Origin of the sequence: Curtobacterium sp. MEB011 (assembly GCF_030209655.1) — a bacterium.
Classification (GTDB): Bacteria; Actinomycetota; Actinomycetes; order Actinomycetales; family Microbacteriaceae; genus Curtobacterium; species Curtobacterium poinsettiae.
Genome location: NZ_JARVRN010000001.1, coordinates 334,442 through 350,552, shown reverse-complemented (window position 1 = coordinate 350,552; position 16,111 = coordinate 334,442). Strand labels below are relative to the sequence as shown.

The following is a 16,111-nucleotide window of genomic DNA, read 5'->3' as shown; positions in this document are numbered from 1 at the left end:
GGGCGCACGGTGCGTCGGCCTGGAGGCCCGGCTCAGCTCAGCTCGCGGGAGCGGTGTCGCCCTCGCCCGCGGCTTCCTTCGCGCGCTTCAAGCGGGCCTGCGCTTCCCAGTACTCGATCTCGCGCTCGAGCTCGGCGAGCTCCTGCTCGGTACCGGTGACGCGCTTGGCGCCGTGGGCACTGCGGGCGTCGCCGAGGGTTGCGTAGCGGTCCTCGTGGCGGGTGGGCTCGATGTAGCGACCGTGGTTCCGTTCGCCCGGAGCCCAGTCGTGGCCGATGGCGAACCAGACGATGCTGCCGACGACGGGGACCAGGATCACGAGGATCACCCACGCGATCTTCGGCAGGCCGCGGATCTGGTCATCCGTCTTCGTCAGGATGTCGATCAGGGCGAAGACCAGCAGGATGACGGTGATCCCGGGCAGCAAGACGCTCATGTTCGCGATTCTATGGATCCGCTTGGAGTCTCACCATTCCCCGAACGAGCGTCGTGGTTGCGAAGGTGCACAGGGTCAGCGTCGAGGTACCGGCGTGCGAGCACCGCGGACCGTGCCGTCCATGCGAACTGTCCCGCGGCGGCGATGCCACCCGCCAGGTAGACGGGCCAGAACGTGACGCCGGAGAACGCGACCGCCGCCCACACGGCGACGAGTCCCACGGTCAGCTGGAGGCCGGTGCCGTCGGCCAGTTCGACGGCTCGAGCCCGCACGATCATCAACCGATCGGCGGGGGCAGCGCGCCGCCCGGTTGCAGCCGCGGTCACCGCGCGCTGTTCGCGTTGCTGCAACGGCGCGAGCATCGGCGCAGGACGAGCTGCCACCCCGTTCCGTCTCCGGCGGATGCCGACCTGCACGGCCTCACTGATACCGGCCACGAAACCCAGTGCGGCGACCGCCGCCGAGAGTGCGAAGCGCGCGCCGGAGCCGGTGGGCAGGACGGTCGCCCCGACGCCGAGCACCACCAACACCAGCACGGTCGCCAGGACGAACCAACGGACCTGCAGGACAGCACCCGGGGACTTCGCCGAGACGGCGCGAGCGCGTTCTTCGGACTCGACCCACCGGCGTTCCACCGCTGTCAGTCCGGCGTTCGGCCGTTCGGCAGATGTCACAGCGCCGCGACCCACTCGTCCGTCCCGTCGGTGAACCGCTGGTGCTTCCAGATCGGCACGCGCTCCTTCACCAGGTCGACCAGGGCACCGCACGCCGCGAACGCCTGCGCCCGGTGCGACGACGACACCGCTGCGGCGAGCGCGACGTCCCCGATGCCGAGCGCCCCGACCCGGTGCAGGACGGCGATCCGGACGTCGGGGTTGTCCTCGGCGATGGTCCGGGCGACCGCGGTGATGACCTCGTCGGCACTGGGGTGCCGCTCGTAGTCGAGTGCGGTGACGCCCTTGCCACCGTCGTGGTCTCGGACGATGCCGGCGAAGGTCACCACGGCGCCGTCCTGCTCGGTGGCCACCACGGCTGCGACCTCGTCGACGCTGATGTCGCGGTCGACGACGTCGGCGAGCACGACCCGTGCGGCGGCCTCGGTGCTGCTCACGAGGCGCTCCGCGGGGCGTGGCCCTCGCCGTGCACCTGGGCGACGACGTGGTCGAGCACACCGTCGAGCACGGCGAGCCCGTCGGACACCCCACCGCGCGACCCCGGCAGGGTGACGAGCAGGCAACCGGCGTTCGTGACCCCGGCGACGCCGCGGGTGAGCAGCGCGGTGGGGCCGGCACCCGTGAGCCCGCGTCGACGGATCTCCTCGGTGATGCCGGGCAGTTCGAGGTCGATCAGGCTCGCCACGGCCTCGGGGGTCCGGTCGGTGGGGGTGACCCCGGTGCCGCCGGTGGTGATGACGACCCGGGCGTCGGCCAGGAGTTCGGCGGTGACGGTCTCGGTGATCGCGCCGCCGTCGGGGACGATGATCGGTTCGCTCGTGGTGAACCCGTGCTCGCGCAGCCAGTCGGCGATGACGGGTCCGGTGCGGTCGAGTTCGGGGTCGGCGGCGGCCTGCGTGGACACCACGACGACGGCGGCCCGGCCCCTGGTCGGCTCGGCGGTCATCGGTTGCTCCAGTCCCCGGAGCGTCCGCCGTGCTTCTCGAGCACGCGCACGTCCGTGATCACGGCCGCTCGGTCGACGGCCTTCACCATGTCGTACACCGTCAGCGCGGCGACGCTCGCCCCGGTCAGGGCCTCCATCTCGACGCCGGTGCGGGAGGTCGTTCGGACCGACACCTCGATCAGCACGCGGTCGTCGGAGCCGGTGATGTCGACCTGCACGCCGGCGATGGGCAGCGGGTGGCACAGCGGGATGAGGTCGGAGGTCTTCTTCACCGCCATGATCGCCGCGATGCGGGCGGTGCCGACGACCTCGCCCTTGGGCAGCGAGCCGTCGAGGATGCGTGCGACGACGTCTGGGCGGGTGACGACGGTGGCGGTGGCGGTGGCCGACCGGTCGGTGACGTCCTTCGCGGAGACGTCGACCATGTGCGCACTGCCGTCGGCGCGGACGTGCGACAGGTCGTCGGACTCGGCGTCGGCCTGGGCTCGGGACGAGCCGGGGTCGGACAGGGACTGCTCGGTCATCGGAGGCTCCAGACGGTCAGGGGGTCGCCGACCTCGACGGTGTCGACGCCGACGGGGACGTGCACCAGGTGGGTGGCGGCGGCGTAGTGCACGAGCAGGTGCGAACTCGGCCCACCGACGAAGTGCACGGCCCCGTCCTGCACCCGGCCGCGACGGACCTGGTGCTTGCCGGCGGGTGACCCGGCAGCGGACGCTGCGGGCAGGACCTGCGTGGGCCGGTCCGCCGTGAGCCCGACGGCCGCGGCGAGCAGGGGGCGCAGGAACACCTCGAACGAGACGAGCGCCGACACCGGGTTGCCGGGGAAGGACACGACCGGAACGGCACGACCAGCAAGAGCGTCGACGCCCCCGCCCGCACCGAACACGACGCTGCCGAACGCCTGCGGCCCACCGGGCTGCATCGCGACCGGCGTCACCGCGAGCCCGCGGGGTTCGAGCGCCTGCCGCACGACCTCGTACGCCCCGGCGCTGATGCCCCCGGTGGTCAGCACGAGGTCGGCCCAGTCCCCCACGGCCGCATCGAGTGCCTGGTCGAAGGCAGCGACGTGGTCGGGCACCCGGACGGCCCGGGAGTCCGCTCCGACCTGGGCCAGGGCGGCCCGCAGCGCGATGCCGTTCGCGTCACCGATGGTCGCCGCGTCGGCATCGGCTCCCTGCAGCTCGGACCCCGTCGACACGACGAGGACCCGCAGCGCTCGGCGAACCGAGACATTCGTCACCCCGGCCGAGGCCAGTGCCCCGAGCAACGCCGGCGTGATCGGAGAACCGGCCGGAGCCAGCTCGGCGCCGGCCGGCAGATCGCTGCCGGTGACGCGCACGAAGGTGCCGGCGGTGAGGTCATCGGGCACCGTCACCCGGGGCAGCTCGAGCGCCGCCGGGAACGCACCGGGCTCGATCGCCTCGACCGGGAACACCGCGTCGGCACCGGTCGGGATCCGCGCTCCGGTCATGATCGGCGCTGCCGTGCCGGGTTCGAGCGGCTCGGGCATGACGCCGGCCGGGATCGGGGCGACGATCCGGACCTGCTGCCCGACCTCGGCGACCCGCACGGCGAACCCGTCCATCTGACTGTTGTCGAACGGCGGCAGCGGAACGGGCGACTGGACGGACGCCGCGAGCACGCGGTGTGCGAACCCAGCACCCGCACCGGCGCCCTCGCCCGCGCCGGCGAGTTCGTCGAGCGGCAGTTCTTCTGCTCCGAGGCCCGCCACCACCGGCGCGAGCAACGCCGCCAGGTCGTCGCGGTGCTGACCGATCGTTCGCACAGGTGCCTCCGAACAGGGGTTGGTGGCGCCGCTCCCGGTTCGCCCGGTGGCGCCGTCAGTAGCGTATCCAGCGCGCAGCCCGCGCCGACGACCAACCGGAGGACCTGTGGAGAACGACGAAGCCGTGACGATCGGTGTCATCGGAGGCTCCGGCCTCTACCAGCTGTTCGAGGAGGGCACCGCCGACGAGCTCGACGTCCCGACCCCGTTCGGCCCGACCTCGAGCCCGATCAGCATCGGCACGATGTCCGGACGACGGGTCGCGTTCCTGACCCGCCACGGCCGTGAGCACTCCGTCGCCCCGCACCGCATCAACCACCGTGCGAACGTCTGGGCGCTCCGCTCGCTCGGCGTCCGCGCGATCGTGTCCTCGAGCGCCGTCGGCGGCCTGCACCCCGACTACGCCCCGGGCACCTTCGTCGTGACCGACCAGCTCATCGACCGCACCTGGGGCCGAGCCGACACGTTCTTCGAGGACGACGTGCAGCACCTGTCCTTCGCTGACCCGTTCGACCCGACGCTCCGCCGTGCGGCGATCGACGCCGTCGCCGGACTCGACGTGCCGTTCCGCCCGACCGGCACCTGCGTCGTGATCCAGGGTCCCCGGTTCTCCACCCGCGCCGAGTCCGTCTGGCTCCGCCAGGCCGGCGGCCACACCATCAACATGACGATGACGCCCGAGGTGCCGCTCGCCGCGGAACTCGGCATCGCGACCGTGAACCTGTCGTTCGTGACCGACGCCGACGCCGGCCTGGCCCCGACCGAGGACGAAGCCGCAGCCGACGCGGAAGCCGCAGCCGACGCGGCAGCCGCAGCCAGCGGCCCCGACGTCGACGACGCCGGCGCCGTCGTCACCCACGCCCTCGTCATGGAACGCCTCGCTCGCGCCAACGAGGTCATCGTCCGCGCCATCGGCCAGATCGTCGCCGCGATCCCCGACGACTTCACCCCGCGCGAACTCGTCCCCACCAGCGCGAGCGCCAGCATCATGCAGACCCAGCCCACGGGTGCGACACCCACGCAGGCCCAGCCCGCTGCCACCGCCACCACGGGCGCGACCGCATGAGCCGCCTCCTCGTCACCGGCGGCGCGGGCTTCATCGGCTCCGCGATCGTCCGTCGTGCCCTGGCCGACGGCCACGAGGTCCGCGTCCTCGACTCCCTGCGCGACGACGTGCACGGCGACCCCGCCGAGGTCATCCGCGCCCACCAGCAGCAGGGCATCGTGTTCGTGCACGGCGACGTCCGCGACCGGATCGCACTCGACGCTGCACTCGACGGCATCGACGTCGTGTGCCACCAGGCCGCCAAGGTGGGCCTGGGCGTGGACTTCCAGGACGCCCCCGACTACGTCTCGTCGAACGACGCCGGCACCGCCCACGTCCTCGCCGGCATGGACCGGCACGACATCGGCCGGCTCGTCGTCGCCAGCTCGATGGTCGTCTACGGCGAGGGTGCGTACACCACCGCATCGGGTGAACCCACCCGTCCGCCGGCCCGCCGCCGCGAGGACCTCGACGCCGGCCGCTTCGACCCGATCGGCCCCGATGGCCAGCCCCTGCTGCCCGGCCTGATCGACGAGTCCGCCGCGCTCGACCCCCGCAACGTGTACGCGCAGACGAAGGTCGCGCAGGAGCACCTCGCCTCGAGCTGGGCGCGAGCGACGGGCGGCCGAGCAATCGCGCTCCGGTACCACAACGTCTACGGACCGGGCATGCCGGCGAACACCCCCTACGCCGGTGTCGCGTCCCTGTTCCGCTCGGCACTTGCCCGAGGCGAGGCCCCCCGGGTCTTCGAGGACGGCGCCCAGCGACGCGACTTCGTGCACGTCGACGACGTCGCCGGCGCGAACGCCGCCTCGATCGCGGCGACCGCCGACCTGCCGTCGGACACGTTCCGCGCGTACAACGTCGGCTCGGGCACCGTGCACACCATCGGCGACATGGCCGCGGCGATCGCCGGACCCGACGGCCCGCAGCCGGTCGTCACCGGCGAGTACCGACTGGGCGACGTCCGCCACGTCACGGCGAGTTCGGCACGCATCGCCGCCGAGCTCGGCTGGCACGCCGGGGTCGACTTCGAAGCAGGCATGCGCGAGTTCGCGACGGCTCCGCTCCGCAGCGCCGTCCGCTAGCCGGAACACGCGAGCGGGTCGCGCGCCGCGAGCGGCGCCTGAGAGCGCGACCAGCCGTCGGACGGGAGGCCCGTGGCGGCCCCGCCCCGCGCCTCCCGTCCGCAGTCCCCACCACCACGGCCACGCAGGACGCCGTCGTGTCGGCAACACGCCCCCTGGCGCGCGAGACGCCGCCGCATTCGGCGGCGTCTCGACGACACGACGGCGTCTTCTGGCACTCGCACCCGCGACACGAACGCACCCCGTCCCCCGTACTGGGGACCCGGCCGGCACCGAACGCGCGGAACGACCAGGACCCGGCAGTTTCCTGTACCCCGCGGCGCATCGTCGTGTTGTGTCGAGGACATGCCAGGACAGACCCGTCGATCCGACCGACCGCACCGAATGACGGACATGACTGTCGACGTGATCCTGCCGTGCCTCGACGAGGCGGACGCCCTGCCGAAGGTCATCGCACGGCTCCCCACGGGCTACCGGGCCATCGTCGTCGACAACGGATCGACCGACGGATCGGCCGACGTCGCCCGCGCCCACGGCGCCCTCGTCGTGACCGAACCCGTCAAGGGCTTCGGCTCGGCGTGCGCCGCCGGGGTCGCCGCGGCGACCGCCGACTTCGTCGCGTTCTGCGACGCCGACGCCTCGATGGACCCCGCCGAACTCCCGCCCCTGGTCGACCGCGTGGCCAGCGGCCGCGTCGACCTGGCACTCGGCCGCCGCGTCCCGACGGGCCGCGGTGCGTGGGCTCCGCACGCACGCTTCGCGAACCGCGTCCTCGCCGTCCTCATGCACCGCGCGACCGGTTACCGCCTGCGCGACCTCGGCCCGATGCGCGTGATGCGCCGCGAGGACCTCGTCTCCCTCGACCTGCGCGACCGTCGCAGCGGCTACCCGCTCGAGATGGTCCTGGCCGCCCACGCGGCCGGTTGGCGCGTCGACGAGTCCGACATCGGGTACGCGCAGCGCATCGGCGACAGCAAGGTGACAGGCACGCTCCGCGGCACCGTCAACGCGGTGCGGGACATGTCCCGCCTGCTCCGTGCGTACCGCCGGGAGGCCCGTGTCCGGGTCGTCGCACCGGGACCGCTCCGTCAGGCGGCCGAGTCCGCCCCCGTGGCCGAGGAGGCCCGCTCGTGACCGCCGCCGCCCACGGCACCGACGCTGCGCGCGCCGACGTGACCGTCGCCGTCGTGGCGAAGGAGTGCCTGCCCGGCAAGGTGAAGACCCGGCTGACCCCGGCGCTCTCCCCCGAGGGCGCCGCACGTGTCGCGTCCGCGAGCCTCGGCGACACGCTGGCGACCGTCCGGGCCCTGCCCGCGGCCCGTCGTGTCCTGTTCTTCGACGGCGACGTCGTGCCGGCGTCGGCCGACGGCTTCGAGGTGCTGCACCAGCCCGGTGGCGGTCTGGACGAGCGCCTCGGGTTCCTGTTCGACGCCGTCGACGGCCCGCTGCTGCTCGTCGGCATGGACACCCCGCAGGTGTCCACCGCGGACCTCGCGCCCGTGTTCGACGATGCTGTCCGCGATGCCTGGTTCGGCCCGGCCGAGGACGGCGGCTTCTGGTCGCTGTACCTGCGACAGCCCACCGGCGACCTGCTGCGCGGCGTGCCGATGTCGCGCGACGACACCGGAGCCGTGCAGCTGGCACGACTGACCGACGCCGGCCTCGACGTGGGCGTGCTCGGCGAGCTGCTCGACGTCGACACCATGCCGGACGCCGAGCGGGTCGCCGACCTCGCACCCGACTCCGACTTCACCCGGGCACTCCGTGCCGAGACCGTGGGGAGCACCCGATGACCATGCACGCACCCGTCTCGTTCGGTGCCGGCGGCGGCGAACCGTACGCCCGTGCCCTGCGCACCGACGGCCACCTGCGCCTCACCGACGCCGACCGTCCCGACGCCGTCACCACGATGGACGTCGGCCGCTGGAGCGCCGCCGCCGACCGCGTCGACCGCTCGCTGCTCGACGACGTCGACGGCGGCGTCATCGACATCGGCTGCGGGCCGGGCCGGATGCTCGTCGCCGCACGGTCCCGGGGCATCCCGGCGCTCGGCGTGGACGTCTCCGCCGAGGCCGTCGCCATCGCGCAGCGCTCCGGCGGCACCGCCCTGCAGGGCTCCGTGTTCGACGCCGTACCCGACGAGGGCCACTGGGACACCGCGCTCGTGATCGACGGCAACATCGGCATCGGGGGCGACCCCACGGCCCTGCTCGCCCGTTGCCGTGCGATCGTGCGCACCGGCGGCCGGGTCATCGTCGAGACGAACCCCGAGGTCGCGGCCGACCGCGTGTACACCGCCCGGGTGGTCGACGCCGACGGCAACGAGAGCGCCGGGTTCCCGTGGGCCGAGGTCGGGCTCGACGCCCTGCACCGGCACGCAGCCGAAGCCGGACTGGTCGCGCGGCAGAGCTGGACGGCCGAGGGCCGGAACTTCTGCGAGCTGCTCGCCTGACCGGACCGTGGCACGATCGACCGTGACATCCGTCACGGTCGATCGTGACACCGGGGCACATCCGCTCCGCGCCCCGCGCCGTTTGACTGATCGGACCCGCCGTGCTGACCCCGCGCGGCCCGATCGAGACGAGCTCCGTGCGGAAGTCCCTGCGCATCACCCTGATCACCCTCGGCGCACTGGTGGCGGTCCCGGTCCTCGCCCTGGCGACGACGACGGTCGTCAACGTCGTCGCGACCCACGTCGAGGCATCCGAGATCGACGACTACGGCGAGCGCGTGCCCGTCGACGGCAAGCAGATGAACGTCGTCGTCCGCGGCGCCGGTACCACGTCCGACACGGGGACGATCGTGCTCCTGCCGGGGCTCGGCACCGCCGCCCCCGGGCTCGACTTCGGGCCGCTCATCGACCAGCTCGCCCGCTCGCACCGGGTCGTCGCCGTCGAACCCTTCGGCACCGGGCTGAGCGACCAGACCGACGTCCCGCGGACCGCGGCGAACATCACCCGCGAGGTCCACGAGGCCCTGCAGCACCTGCACGTCGACCGGTACGTGCTGATGGGCCACTCGGTCGCGGGCATCTACGCCCTGCCCTACACGGAGCGGTACCGCGACGAGGTGACCGCCTTCGTCGGCATCGACAGCAGTGTGCCGCGGCAGTCGAGCTGGGACGAGCCGATCCCGACCGGCACGATCGTCGCCCTCGATCGGCTCGGCCTGCTGCGCGCACTCGGCGGAGCGTCGTCGGACACGTACGGCGACGCCTACGACGACGGGACGAAGCGCCAGATGCAGCTGCTCTCGGCGAAGAACGGTGCCGCCCCGACGATCATCGACGAGATGCGGCACGCGCCGGAGAACTTCCGGTCCGTCGAGGACTCGCGGTTCCCCACCGACCTGCCGGTGCTGTTGTTCGTGCGGACCAACGACGACGACGTGCCGAACTGGGTCCGGCTGCACGAACGTCAGGCCGCGAGCGTGGAACACGGCCGGGTCATCGGACTGGTCGGCGACCACTACCTGCACCACACGCTGTCGGAACGGATCGCCAGGGACACCGACGCGACCCTCGCTACCCTGGGCGCGTGACGCAACCCGGGCAGGAGCGGCCCCGCGCCGAAGCCGACGTCCGGGTCGTCCGCTGGTCCTCGGTCGCGTCGCTGTGGCTCGTGGTGCTGGTGGGCGGCGGCGCGCAGGTCCTGATCGGCACCGACGGTCCGCCGACAGCGCGGACCCCCGTGCTCGTCGTGCTCACCGTCGCCGCGACGGTGGCGGCGCTCGCATCGATCCCGCTGCTGCTCCGTCCCGCCGGTGCGGCGTCGGCGCGCCACCCGGCCGTGCTCGCCCTGCTGGTGCTCGCGGTCGCCACGTGGGTGGTCTCGCTCGTCCCGTCGGCGACCGGCTCCGCGTGGTCGTTCACCCTGGCGATCGCGGGCGGCACGGTCGGCTGCCTGCTGCGCGGGTGGGCCCGGGTCACCGTGCTCGCCGGCACGGTCGTCCTGCTGGTCGGGGCAGCCGACGCCCGCGCCGAGCCCGCCGAACTCGTCCTGGTCGGGACCCTCGCGCTCTTCGCCCTGATGCCGCTCAGCGTCGTCTGGATCCACCGTGTCGTGCTCCGGCTCGAAGCCGCACGTCGCACCGCCTCCGACCTCGCCGTCGCCGAGGAACGACTCCGCTTCGCCACCGACCTGCACGACATCCAGGGCCACCACCTGCAGGTCATCGCGCTGAAGAGCGAGCTCGCCGAACGGCTGCTCGACGCCGACCCCGAGCGTGCCCGGGGTGAGCTGTCCGACATCCGGACCGTGGCGCGGGAAGCGCTCGAGGACACCCGGGCGCTCGTCGGCGGTTACCGCACCGTGACGGTGGCGGTCGAGGCCCGGAACGCCGCAGCTGTCCTGCGGTCGGCGGGGGTCGACTGCCGCGTGCGGCTCGAGACCGCCGGCATGCCCGACGCGGTCGGCACCCTGTTCGCCGTCGCGATCCGCGAGGCCGCGACGAACACCATCCGGCACAGCCACGCCAGCACCGCGTCGATCGAGCTGCTGCGCGACGGCGACGCCTGGGCCCTCACGGTGGCGAACGACGCGCCGCGGTCGTCCGAACGGCCGGGCACGGGGACCGGGATCGGGACGGGGACGGGCATCGACGGGCTCCGGCAGCGCGTCACGCCACAGGGTGGGACGGTCCACGTCGACCGGCGTGCGGACCGCTTCACCCTGGTGGTCTGCATCCCGGCCCCCGCACGAGCGGTGGTGTCCACGTGATCAGGATCGTGATCGCCGATGACGAGGAGCTCATCCGCGGCGCACTCGTCGCCCTGCTCGGCCTGGAACCCGACCTCCAGGTCGTCGCCGACGTCCCCGACGGTGCCGCAGCGGTGGCCGCAGCCCGGAGACACCTGCCGGACGTCGTCCTGCTCGACCTCGAGATGCCCGTCCTCGACGGCATCGAGGCCGCTCGTGCACTGTCGGACACGATGCCCACGGTGATCGTCACCCGCCACGCGCGGCCGGGAACCCTCCGACGTGCCCTGTCCGCCGGGGTCCGCGGCTTCGTCCCGAAGTCCACGCCGGCCGCCCGGCTGGCCGAGATCATCCGCGACGTGGCGGCGGGCGAGCGGTACATCGACGCCGGTCTCGCGGCGGCTGCGCTCAGCGAGGACGAGAGCCCGCTCACCCCGCGCGAGGCCGACGTCCTGCGCTGCACCCACGACGGACTCGCGACGAAGCAGATCGCCCGGGAGCTCTCGCTCGCGCACGGCACGGTCCGCAACCACCTGTCGTCGGCGATCGCGAAGCTGCACGTCGACAACCGCGTCGCAGCGGCAGCCGCGGCCTGGGACCGAGGGTGGATCTGACCGATCCGCCCTTCTTTTGTATCATGCAAGACAACGGGGTAGAGTGGTGGTCATCCAGCCGACGGCGTCGCGGTCGCCGGCTCGGTGACCCGCGGACCTCGGCACGACGACGAGGAGCACCCATGCAGAACCGTCAGAACCCCCTGGGCGGCGCCTACGTGACCGGCCTCGAGTCCCGCGCCGAGCTCGGCGCCTTCACGGGCGACGCGACCCGCAGCCCCGTCGGCAGCTACACCGGCACCGGCATCGGCCGCGCACTCGGCCGCTTCGTCGACATGCAGTTCCGCCGTCCCGGCACCGCGACGTCCTCGTCGCGCACCGTGACCGGCTCGTTCCGTACGGCGACGGGTTCGTTCCGCACCGCCTGAGGCACCTGCCTCCACAGACTGCGAGCGGTCGTCCACCCCGGGGGTCCCCCCTCAACCCGGGTGGGGCGGCCGCTCGCTCGCGTCCTCGCCGGAGTCTCGCGCACTTCCCCCGAACGCGTCAGGGCCGCCGATGCCAGGATGGACGCATGAACGACCGCGCCGGCACCCCAGCGACCGCAGACGACCTCGTCGACCTGGACGAGCTCCTCGCCGCCTACCACGACCGAGTGCCCGACGTCTCGATCCCCGAGCAGAAGGTCGTGTTCGGCACGTCCGGACACCGCGGGTCGTCGCTCGACACCGCCTTCAACGACACCCACATCGCCGCCATCACGCAGGCGATCGTCGAGTACCGCCGCGAGCAGGGCACCGACGGCCCGCTCTTCATCGGCCGCGACACACACGCGCTCTCCGCCCCCGCCGAGCAGACCGCTCTGCAGGTCCTGGCCGCCAACGGCGTCCGCGTGCTCGCCGACAGCGCGGACGGCTTCGTGCCGACGCCCGCGCTGAGCCACGCGATCATCCGCTACAACCGCGCCGGCAACCCGGACACGGCGGACGGCATCGTCATCACGCCGAGCCACAACCCGCCCCGCGACGGCGGCTTCAAGTACAACCCGCCGCACGGTGGCCCCGCGGACAGCGACGCCACGAGCTGGATCGCGAACCGGGCGAACGCGATCATCGAGGGCGGCAACGCCGAGGTGCAGCGCACCGAGGACGCCGAGCCCGAGCGCTACGACTTCCTCAACACGTACGTGGCCGACCTCGAGAACATCATCGACATCGCGGCGATCAAGCAGGCCGGCGTGAAGATCGGCGCGGACCCGCTCGGTGGCGCCTCGCTGCCGTACTGGAACGCCATCCGCGACCACTACGGCCTCGACCTGACCGTCGTGAACCCCGAGGTCGACCCCACGTGGGCGTTCATGACCCTCGACTGGGACGGCAAGATCCGGATGGACCCGTCGAGCCCCTCGGCGATGGCCTCAGTGCTCGCCCGCAAGGACGACTTCGACGTGCTCACCGGCAACGACGCCGACTCCGACCGGCACGGCATCGTCACGCCCGACGGCGGGCTGATGAACCCGAACCACTACCTCGCGGTCGCGATCGAGTACCTCTACGCGCACCGACCCGAGTGGCGCGACGACGCCGCGATCGGCAAGACGCTGGTGTCGTCGAGCATCATCGACCGCGTCGCCGAGTCCCTGGGCCGTCGCCTGTGGGAGGTCCCGGTCGGCTTCAAGTGGTTCGTCCCCGGCCTGATCGACGGCTCCGTGGCCTTCGGCGGCGAAGAGTCCGCAGGTGCGTCCTTCCTGCGCACCGACGGCACCGCGTGGACGACGGACAAGGACGGCATCATCCTGGCGCTCCTGGCGTCCGAGATCGTCGCCGTCACCGGCAAGACCCCGTCGCAGCTCTACGCCGAGCTGACCGAACGCTTCGGCGCCCCGGTCTACCAGCGCGTCGACGCCGCAGCCTCGAAGGAGCAGAAGGCCCGCCTCGGCAAGCTCGACGGCGACGCCATCACCGCGGACACCCTGGCCGGCGACCGGATCACCGCGAAGCTGTCGAAGGCCCCGGGCAACGACGCTGCCGTCGGCGGCGTGAAGGTCGTCACCGACAAGGCCTGGTTCGCCGCGCGGCCGTCGGGCACCGAGGACGTCTACAAGATCTACGCCGAGAGCTTCGTCGGGCAGGAGCACCTCGAGCAGGTGCAGCGCGAAGCCAAGGAGATCGTCGACGCGGCACTGGGCGCCTGACGCCCTCGTCGGTCGGGCTGCGGGACTCGGTTCCCGCAGCCCGACCGCCGGAACCGAACCGGGCCTCCAGGCCGTGCGCCGCAGGGGTGAACCGGGCGTACCGTGACTGCCGATCCACTCAGGAAGCGGTCTCGGTGTGACCGAGCACTTGCGGCAGTTGTAACTTTGCAGGCAGCGCAAAAATCGTTCTGCCAGCGCATCGGTACCCGGGAGACCCTGCTCATGACCCAGACGGCGACCGCACCCGCGGCCCCCACCACGGCGTCCAACGTCGTGATGACGCACCGACAGATCCTGTTGGTGATCTACGGCCTGATGGCCGGCATGTTCCTCGGCGCCCTCGACCAGACCATCGTCGGCACCGCGATCCGCACCATCGGCGACGACCTGCACGGCCTCGACCAGCAGGCCTGGGTCACCACCGGGTACCTCATCGCCTCGACGGTGACGACCCCGATCTACGGCAAGCTCTCCGACATCTTCGGTCGCCGGCCGCTCTTCATCACCGCGATCGGCATCTTCATCGTCGGCTCGTTCGCCGCGTCGTTCTCCGACTCGATGCTCATGCTCGCCGGGTTCCGCGCGCTGCAGGGCCTGGGTGCCGGTGGCCTGATGTCCCTGCCGCTGGCGATCATGGGCGACATGCTCGCCCCACGCGAGCGGGCGAAGTACCAGGGCTACTTCCTGGCGGTCTTCGGCATCTCGTCGGTCATCGGGCCGCTCGTCGGTGGTGTCTTCGCCGGCGCCGACCAGCTGCTGTTCATCGCCGGCTGGCGCTGGGTCTTCCTGATCAACGTGCCGATCGGCGTCATCGCGCTGTTCATGGTGCTGACGTTCCTGCACCTGCCGAAGTTCGGCAACCGCGGCAAGCCCCGCATCGACTGGTGGGGCGCGACGCTCGTCATCGTCACCCTCGTGCCACTGCTGCTCATCGCCGAGCAGGGCCGCGAGTGGGGCTGGGACTCCCCCGCCGCGTTCGCCTGCTACGCCATCGGAGCCCTCGGCCTGATCGCGTTCATCATCGTCGAGCGGGCCATGGGCGACGACGCGATCCTGCCGATGAAGCTGTTCGGGTCACGGGTCTTCTCGATGTCCGCGATCCTGTCGGTGCTGGTCGGCTTCGGCATGTTCGGCGCGATGCTGACGATCCCGCTCTACCTGCAGATCGTGAAGGGCGTGACCCCGACCGAGTCCGGGTTCGCGATGCTGCCGATGGTGCTCGGACTGATGATCTCGTCGATCGCCTCCGGCCAGATCATCTCGAAGACCGGCAACTACCAGGTGTTCCCCGTCACCGGCACCGCGTTCACGGCCGTCGGCTTCACCGTCCTGACGTTCCTGACCGCCGACCGGCCGCTCTGGTTCCTGATGCTCGGCATGTTCCTGATCGGCCTCGGGCTCGGGCAGCTCATGCAGACGCTGACCCTCGCCGCGCAGAACTCGGTCTCCCCCCGGGACATCGGTGTCGCCACGAGCGCCGCGACGTTCTTCCGCCAGATCGGCGGCACCATGGGCACCGCCGTCCTGCTCTCCGTGCTGTTCACCCTGATGCCGACCAACATCAGCGCCGCCATGCAGAACGAGTCGGACCTGAAGAGCGCGCTCAACGCCGCGATGACCCCCTCGGTCGCGAACGCCTCGAAGAACCAGGGCGTGATGGACGAGATCTGGACGAAGATCGTCGACCCGGTGCAGCAGAACGTGCAGGACGGCCTCGACCAGGGCACCGCGCAGGCGAAGCAGGCAGCCGACGCCGCCGTGACGAAGCAGGTGACCGCAGCCGTGCAGCGGCAGGTTACCGCGGGCACCGTCCCCGCCGCCGCTGCGGACACGATCATCGCCCAGCAGGTCGACGACGCGAAGCCCGCCGCCGAGCAGCAGGCACTCGAGACCGCCGCCACGAAGGCGAACGCCTCGGTCGTCGACGGGATGCTGCAGATCGACTACTCCGACCGGGCGCAGCGGGAGAACGTCGTCGACCAGGTCGCGCCGACGCTCGTCAAGCAGCTCAAGAGCGGCGACTCGGCCGCGAACTCCTCCACCGACTCGGCGACGAGCGACACGTCGTTCCTGAACGGGGCCGACCCCCGTCTCAGCCGTCCGTTCCTGGTCGGGTTCAGCGACTCGGCCGTCCGCGTGTACTACGTCGGACTCGCGGTGATCCTGCTCGCGTTCGTGCTGACGTGGTTCTTCCGGGTGCCGCCGCTCCGCAAGACCTCGGCGTTGCAGGAGCAGGCCGACGCGGCACGGACCGCCGACGCCGCGGCTGCTGCTCCGGGCGCCGGGCCGGAGCCGACGGTGCCGGGTGCGTCCTCGCGCGACGTGCCGACCTCACCGGACGTGACGCCGCAGCCCCGGTCCGCTCGGGCGCCCGGAGCACCGGACGGTGCGGACGACACCCGCGCGCCGCTGCCGAACGCCACGACGCACGGTGCGCACTCGGCGACTGCGCCGGTGGACGAGCCCCCGACGACGACCGGTGCCATCCGGACCCGGGCTGCGCACGCGGCGACGGCCGTGGAGCCGGACGCCCCCGGGGCCGCAGCCGATGCGGCGGAGGCGAGCCGGGCCTCCCGGCCGGACGCTGACGACGTGCACGCACACGGGCGGCACTCGGCCGAGTAGCCGGCGCGGGCGCCCGCCCGCTGATGCCGAACGACGAGGTCGCTGTCGCACGACAGCGACCTC

17 protein-coding genes are annotated in these 16,111 nt (G+C 72.3%); 11 read left to right on the top strand and 6 right to left on the bottom strand.

Annotated elements, in window-relative coordinates:
• Positions 1-37 precede the first annotated feature (37 nt).
• Genes QRN30_RS01665 through QRN30_RS01640 form a run of 6 tightly spaced genes read right to left on the bottom strand, consistent with a single transcriptional unit; the run spans position 38 to position 3,845 of the window.
• Complete coding sequence (locus tag QRN30_RS01665; protein WP_042537802.1) at positions 38-436, bottom strand: PLDc N-terminal domain-containing protein; 399 nt, start codon at positions 434-436, stop codon at positions 38-40.
• Positions 433-1,110, bottom strand: coding sequence for a hypothetical protein (locus QRN30_RS01660; protein WP_284760205.1), 678 nt, complete (start codon positions 1,108-1,110; stop codon positions 433-435). The genes QRN30_RS01665 and QRN30_RS01660 overlap by 4 nt, the downstream gene beginning before the upstream one ends.
• Positions 1,107-1,547 (bottom strand): molybdenum cofactor biosynthesis protein MoaE, encoded by a 441-nt coding sequence (locus QRN30_RS01655; protein ID WP_284760203.1) that lies wholly within the window; start codon positions 1,545-1,547, stop codon positions 1,107-1,109. Before QRN30_RS01655 ends, QRN30_RS01660 begins: the two co-directional genes overlap by 4 nt.
• Complete coding sequence (locus QRN30_RS01650; protein WP_159557416.1) at positions 1,544-2,056, bottom strand: MogA/MoaB family molybdenum cofactor biosynthesis protein; 513 nt, start codon at positions 2,054-2,056, stop codon at positions 1,544-1,546. Before QRN30_RS01650 ends, QRN30_RS01655 begins: the two co-directional genes overlap by 4 nt.
• The gene (gene moaC / locus QRN30_RS01645) at positions 2,053-2,580 is read right to left on the bottom strand and encodes a cyclic pyranopterin monophosphate synthase MoaC (RefSeq protein WP_194590307.1); all 528 of its coding nucleotides are present in this window, start codon (positions 2,578-2,580) and stop codon (positions 2,053-2,055) included. Before moaC ends, QRN30_RS01650 begins: the two co-directional genes overlap by 4 nt.
• On the bottom strand, positions 2,577-3,845 hold the full coding sequence (locus QRN30_RS01640) for a molybdopterin molybdotransferase MoeA (protein WP_284760200.1): 1,269 nt from the start codon (positions 3,843-3,845) through the stop codon (positions 2,577-2,579). The genes moaC and QRN30_RS01640 overlap by 4 nt, the downstream gene beginning before the upstream one ends.
• Positions 3,846-3,951: 106 nt before the next feature.
• On the opposite strand from QRN30_RS01640, the gene QRN30_RS01635 reads away from it, so the two are divergent.
• From QRN30_RS01635 to QRN30_RS01585, 11 genes are all read left to right on the top strand, one after another.
• A complete protein-coding gene (locus QRN30_RS01635) occupies positions 3,952-4,911 on the top strand; it encodes an MTAP family purine nucleoside phosphorylase (RefSeq protein ID WP_284760199.1) in 960 nt (319 codons plus the stop codon).
• On the top strand, positions 4,908-5,978 hold the full coding sequence (locus tag QRN30_RS01630) for an NAD-dependent epimerase/dehydratase family protein (protein ID WP_284760198.1): 1,071 nt from the start codon (positions 4,908-4,910) through the stop codon (positions 5,976-5,978). The genes QRN30_RS01635 and QRN30_RS01630 overlap by 4 nt, the downstream gene beginning before the upstream one ends.
• A 384-nt stretch (positions 5,979-6,362) precedes the next feature.
• The gene (locus QRN30_RS01625; protein WP_017886175.1) at positions 6,363-7,112 is read left to right on the top strand and encodes a glycosyltransferase family 2 protein; all 750 of its coding nucleotides are present in this window, start codon (positions 6,363-6,365) and stop codon (positions 7,110-7,112) included.
• Positions 7,109-7,771 (top strand): TIGR04282 family arsenosugar biosynthesis glycosyltransferase, encoded by a 663-nt coding sequence (locus QRN30_RS01620; RefSeq protein ID WP_214562482.1) that lies wholly within the window; start codon positions 7,109-7,111, stop codon positions 7,769-7,771. Before QRN30_RS01625 ends, QRN30_RS01620 begins: the two co-directional genes overlap by 4 nt.
• On the top strand, positions 7,768-8,430 hold the full coding sequence (locus tag QRN30_RS01615; protein ID WP_284760194.1) for a class I SAM-dependent methyltransferase: 663 nt from the start codon (positions 7,768-7,770) through the stop codon (positions 8,428-8,430). Before QRN30_RS01620 ends, QRN30_RS01615 begins: the two co-directional genes overlap by 4 nt.
• Positions 8,431-8,531: 101 nt before the next feature.
• Positions 8,532-9,518: an alpha/beta hydrolase gene (locus QRN30_RS01610; protein ID WP_056069246.1), complete on the top strand. Its 987-nt coding sequence runs from the start codon at positions 8,532-8,534 to the stop codon at positions 9,516-9,518.
• On the top strand, positions 9,515-10,696 hold the full coding sequence (locus QRN30_RS01605; RefSeq protein ID WP_284760192.1) for a sensor histidine kinase: 1,182 nt from the start codon (positions 9,515-9,517) through the stop codon (positions 10,694-10,696). Before QRN30_RS01610 ends, QRN30_RS01605 begins: the two co-directional genes overlap by 4 nt.
• Positions 10,693-11,289 carry a response regulator transcription factor gene (locus QRN30_RS01600; RefSeq protein ID WP_284760190.1) on the top strand — a complete coding sequence of 199 codons (597 nt, stop codon included), beginning with the start codon at positions 10,693-10,695 and terminating at the stop codon, positions 11,287-11,289. The genes QRN30_RS01605 and QRN30_RS01600 overlap by 4 nt, the downstream gene beginning before the upstream one ends.
• Before the next feature lie 122 nt (positions 11,290-11,411).
• Positions 11,412-11,657 carry a hypothetical protein gene (locus tag QRN30_RS01595; protein WP_284760188.1) on the top strand — a complete coding sequence of 82 codons (246 nt, stop codon included), beginning with the start codon at positions 11,412-11,414 and terminating at the stop codon, positions 11,655-11,657.
• A gap of 146 nt (positions 11,658-11,803) precedes the next feature.
• Positions 11,804-13,423: a phosphoglucomutase (alpha-D-glucose-1,6-bisphosphate-dependent) gene (pgm, locus tag QRN30_RS01590; RefSeq protein WP_140448360.1), complete on the top strand. Its 1,620-nt coding sequence runs from the start codon at positions 11,804-11,806 to the stop codon at positions 13,421-13,423.
• 222 nt (positions 13,424-13,645) lie between these two features.
• Positions 13,646-16,048, top strand: coding sequence for an MDR family MFS transporter (locus QRN30_RS01585; protein WP_284760186.1), 2,403 nt, complete (start codon positions 13,646-13,648; stop codon positions 16,046-16,048).
• The last annotated feature ends 63 nt before the right edge of the window (positions 16,049-16,111 follow it).

Coding starts and splice junctions, on each gene's coding strand:
- QRN30_RS01585 (WP_284760186.1), top strand. CDS start 13,646: ATGACCCAGACGGCGACCGCACCCGCGGCCCCCACCACGGCGTCCAAC.
- moaC (WP_194590307.1), bottom strand. CDS start 2,580: ATGACCGAGCAGTCCCTGTCCGACCCCGGCTCGTCCCGAGCCCAGGCC.
- QRN30_RS01630 (WP_284760198.1), top strand. CDS start 4,908: ATGAGCCGCCTCCTCGTCACCGGCGGCGCGGGCTTCATCGGCTCCGCG.
- QRN30_RS01650 (WP_159557416.1), bottom strand. CDS start 2,056: ATGACCGCCGAGCCGACCAGGGGCCGGGCCGCCGTCGTCGTGGTGTCC.
- QRN30_RS01625 (WP_017886175.1), top strand. CDS start 6,363: ATGACGGACATGACTGTCGACGTGATCCTGCCGTGCCTCGACGAGGCG.
- pgm (WP_140448360.1), top strand. CDS start 11,804: ATGAACGACCGCGCCGGCACCCCAGCGACCGCAGACGACCTCGTCGAC.
- QRN30_RS01665 (WP_042537802.1), bottom strand. CDS start 436: ATGAGCGTCTTGCTGCCCGGGATCACCGTCATCCTGCTGGTCTTCGCC.
- QRN30_RS01595 (WP_284760188.1), top strand. CDS start 11,412: ATGCAGAACCGTCAGAACCCCCTGGGCGGCGCCTACGTGACCGGCCTC.
- QRN30_RS01615 (WP_284760194.1), top strand. CDS start 7,768: ATGACCATGCACGCACCCGTCTCGTTCGGTGCCGGCGGCGGCGAACCG.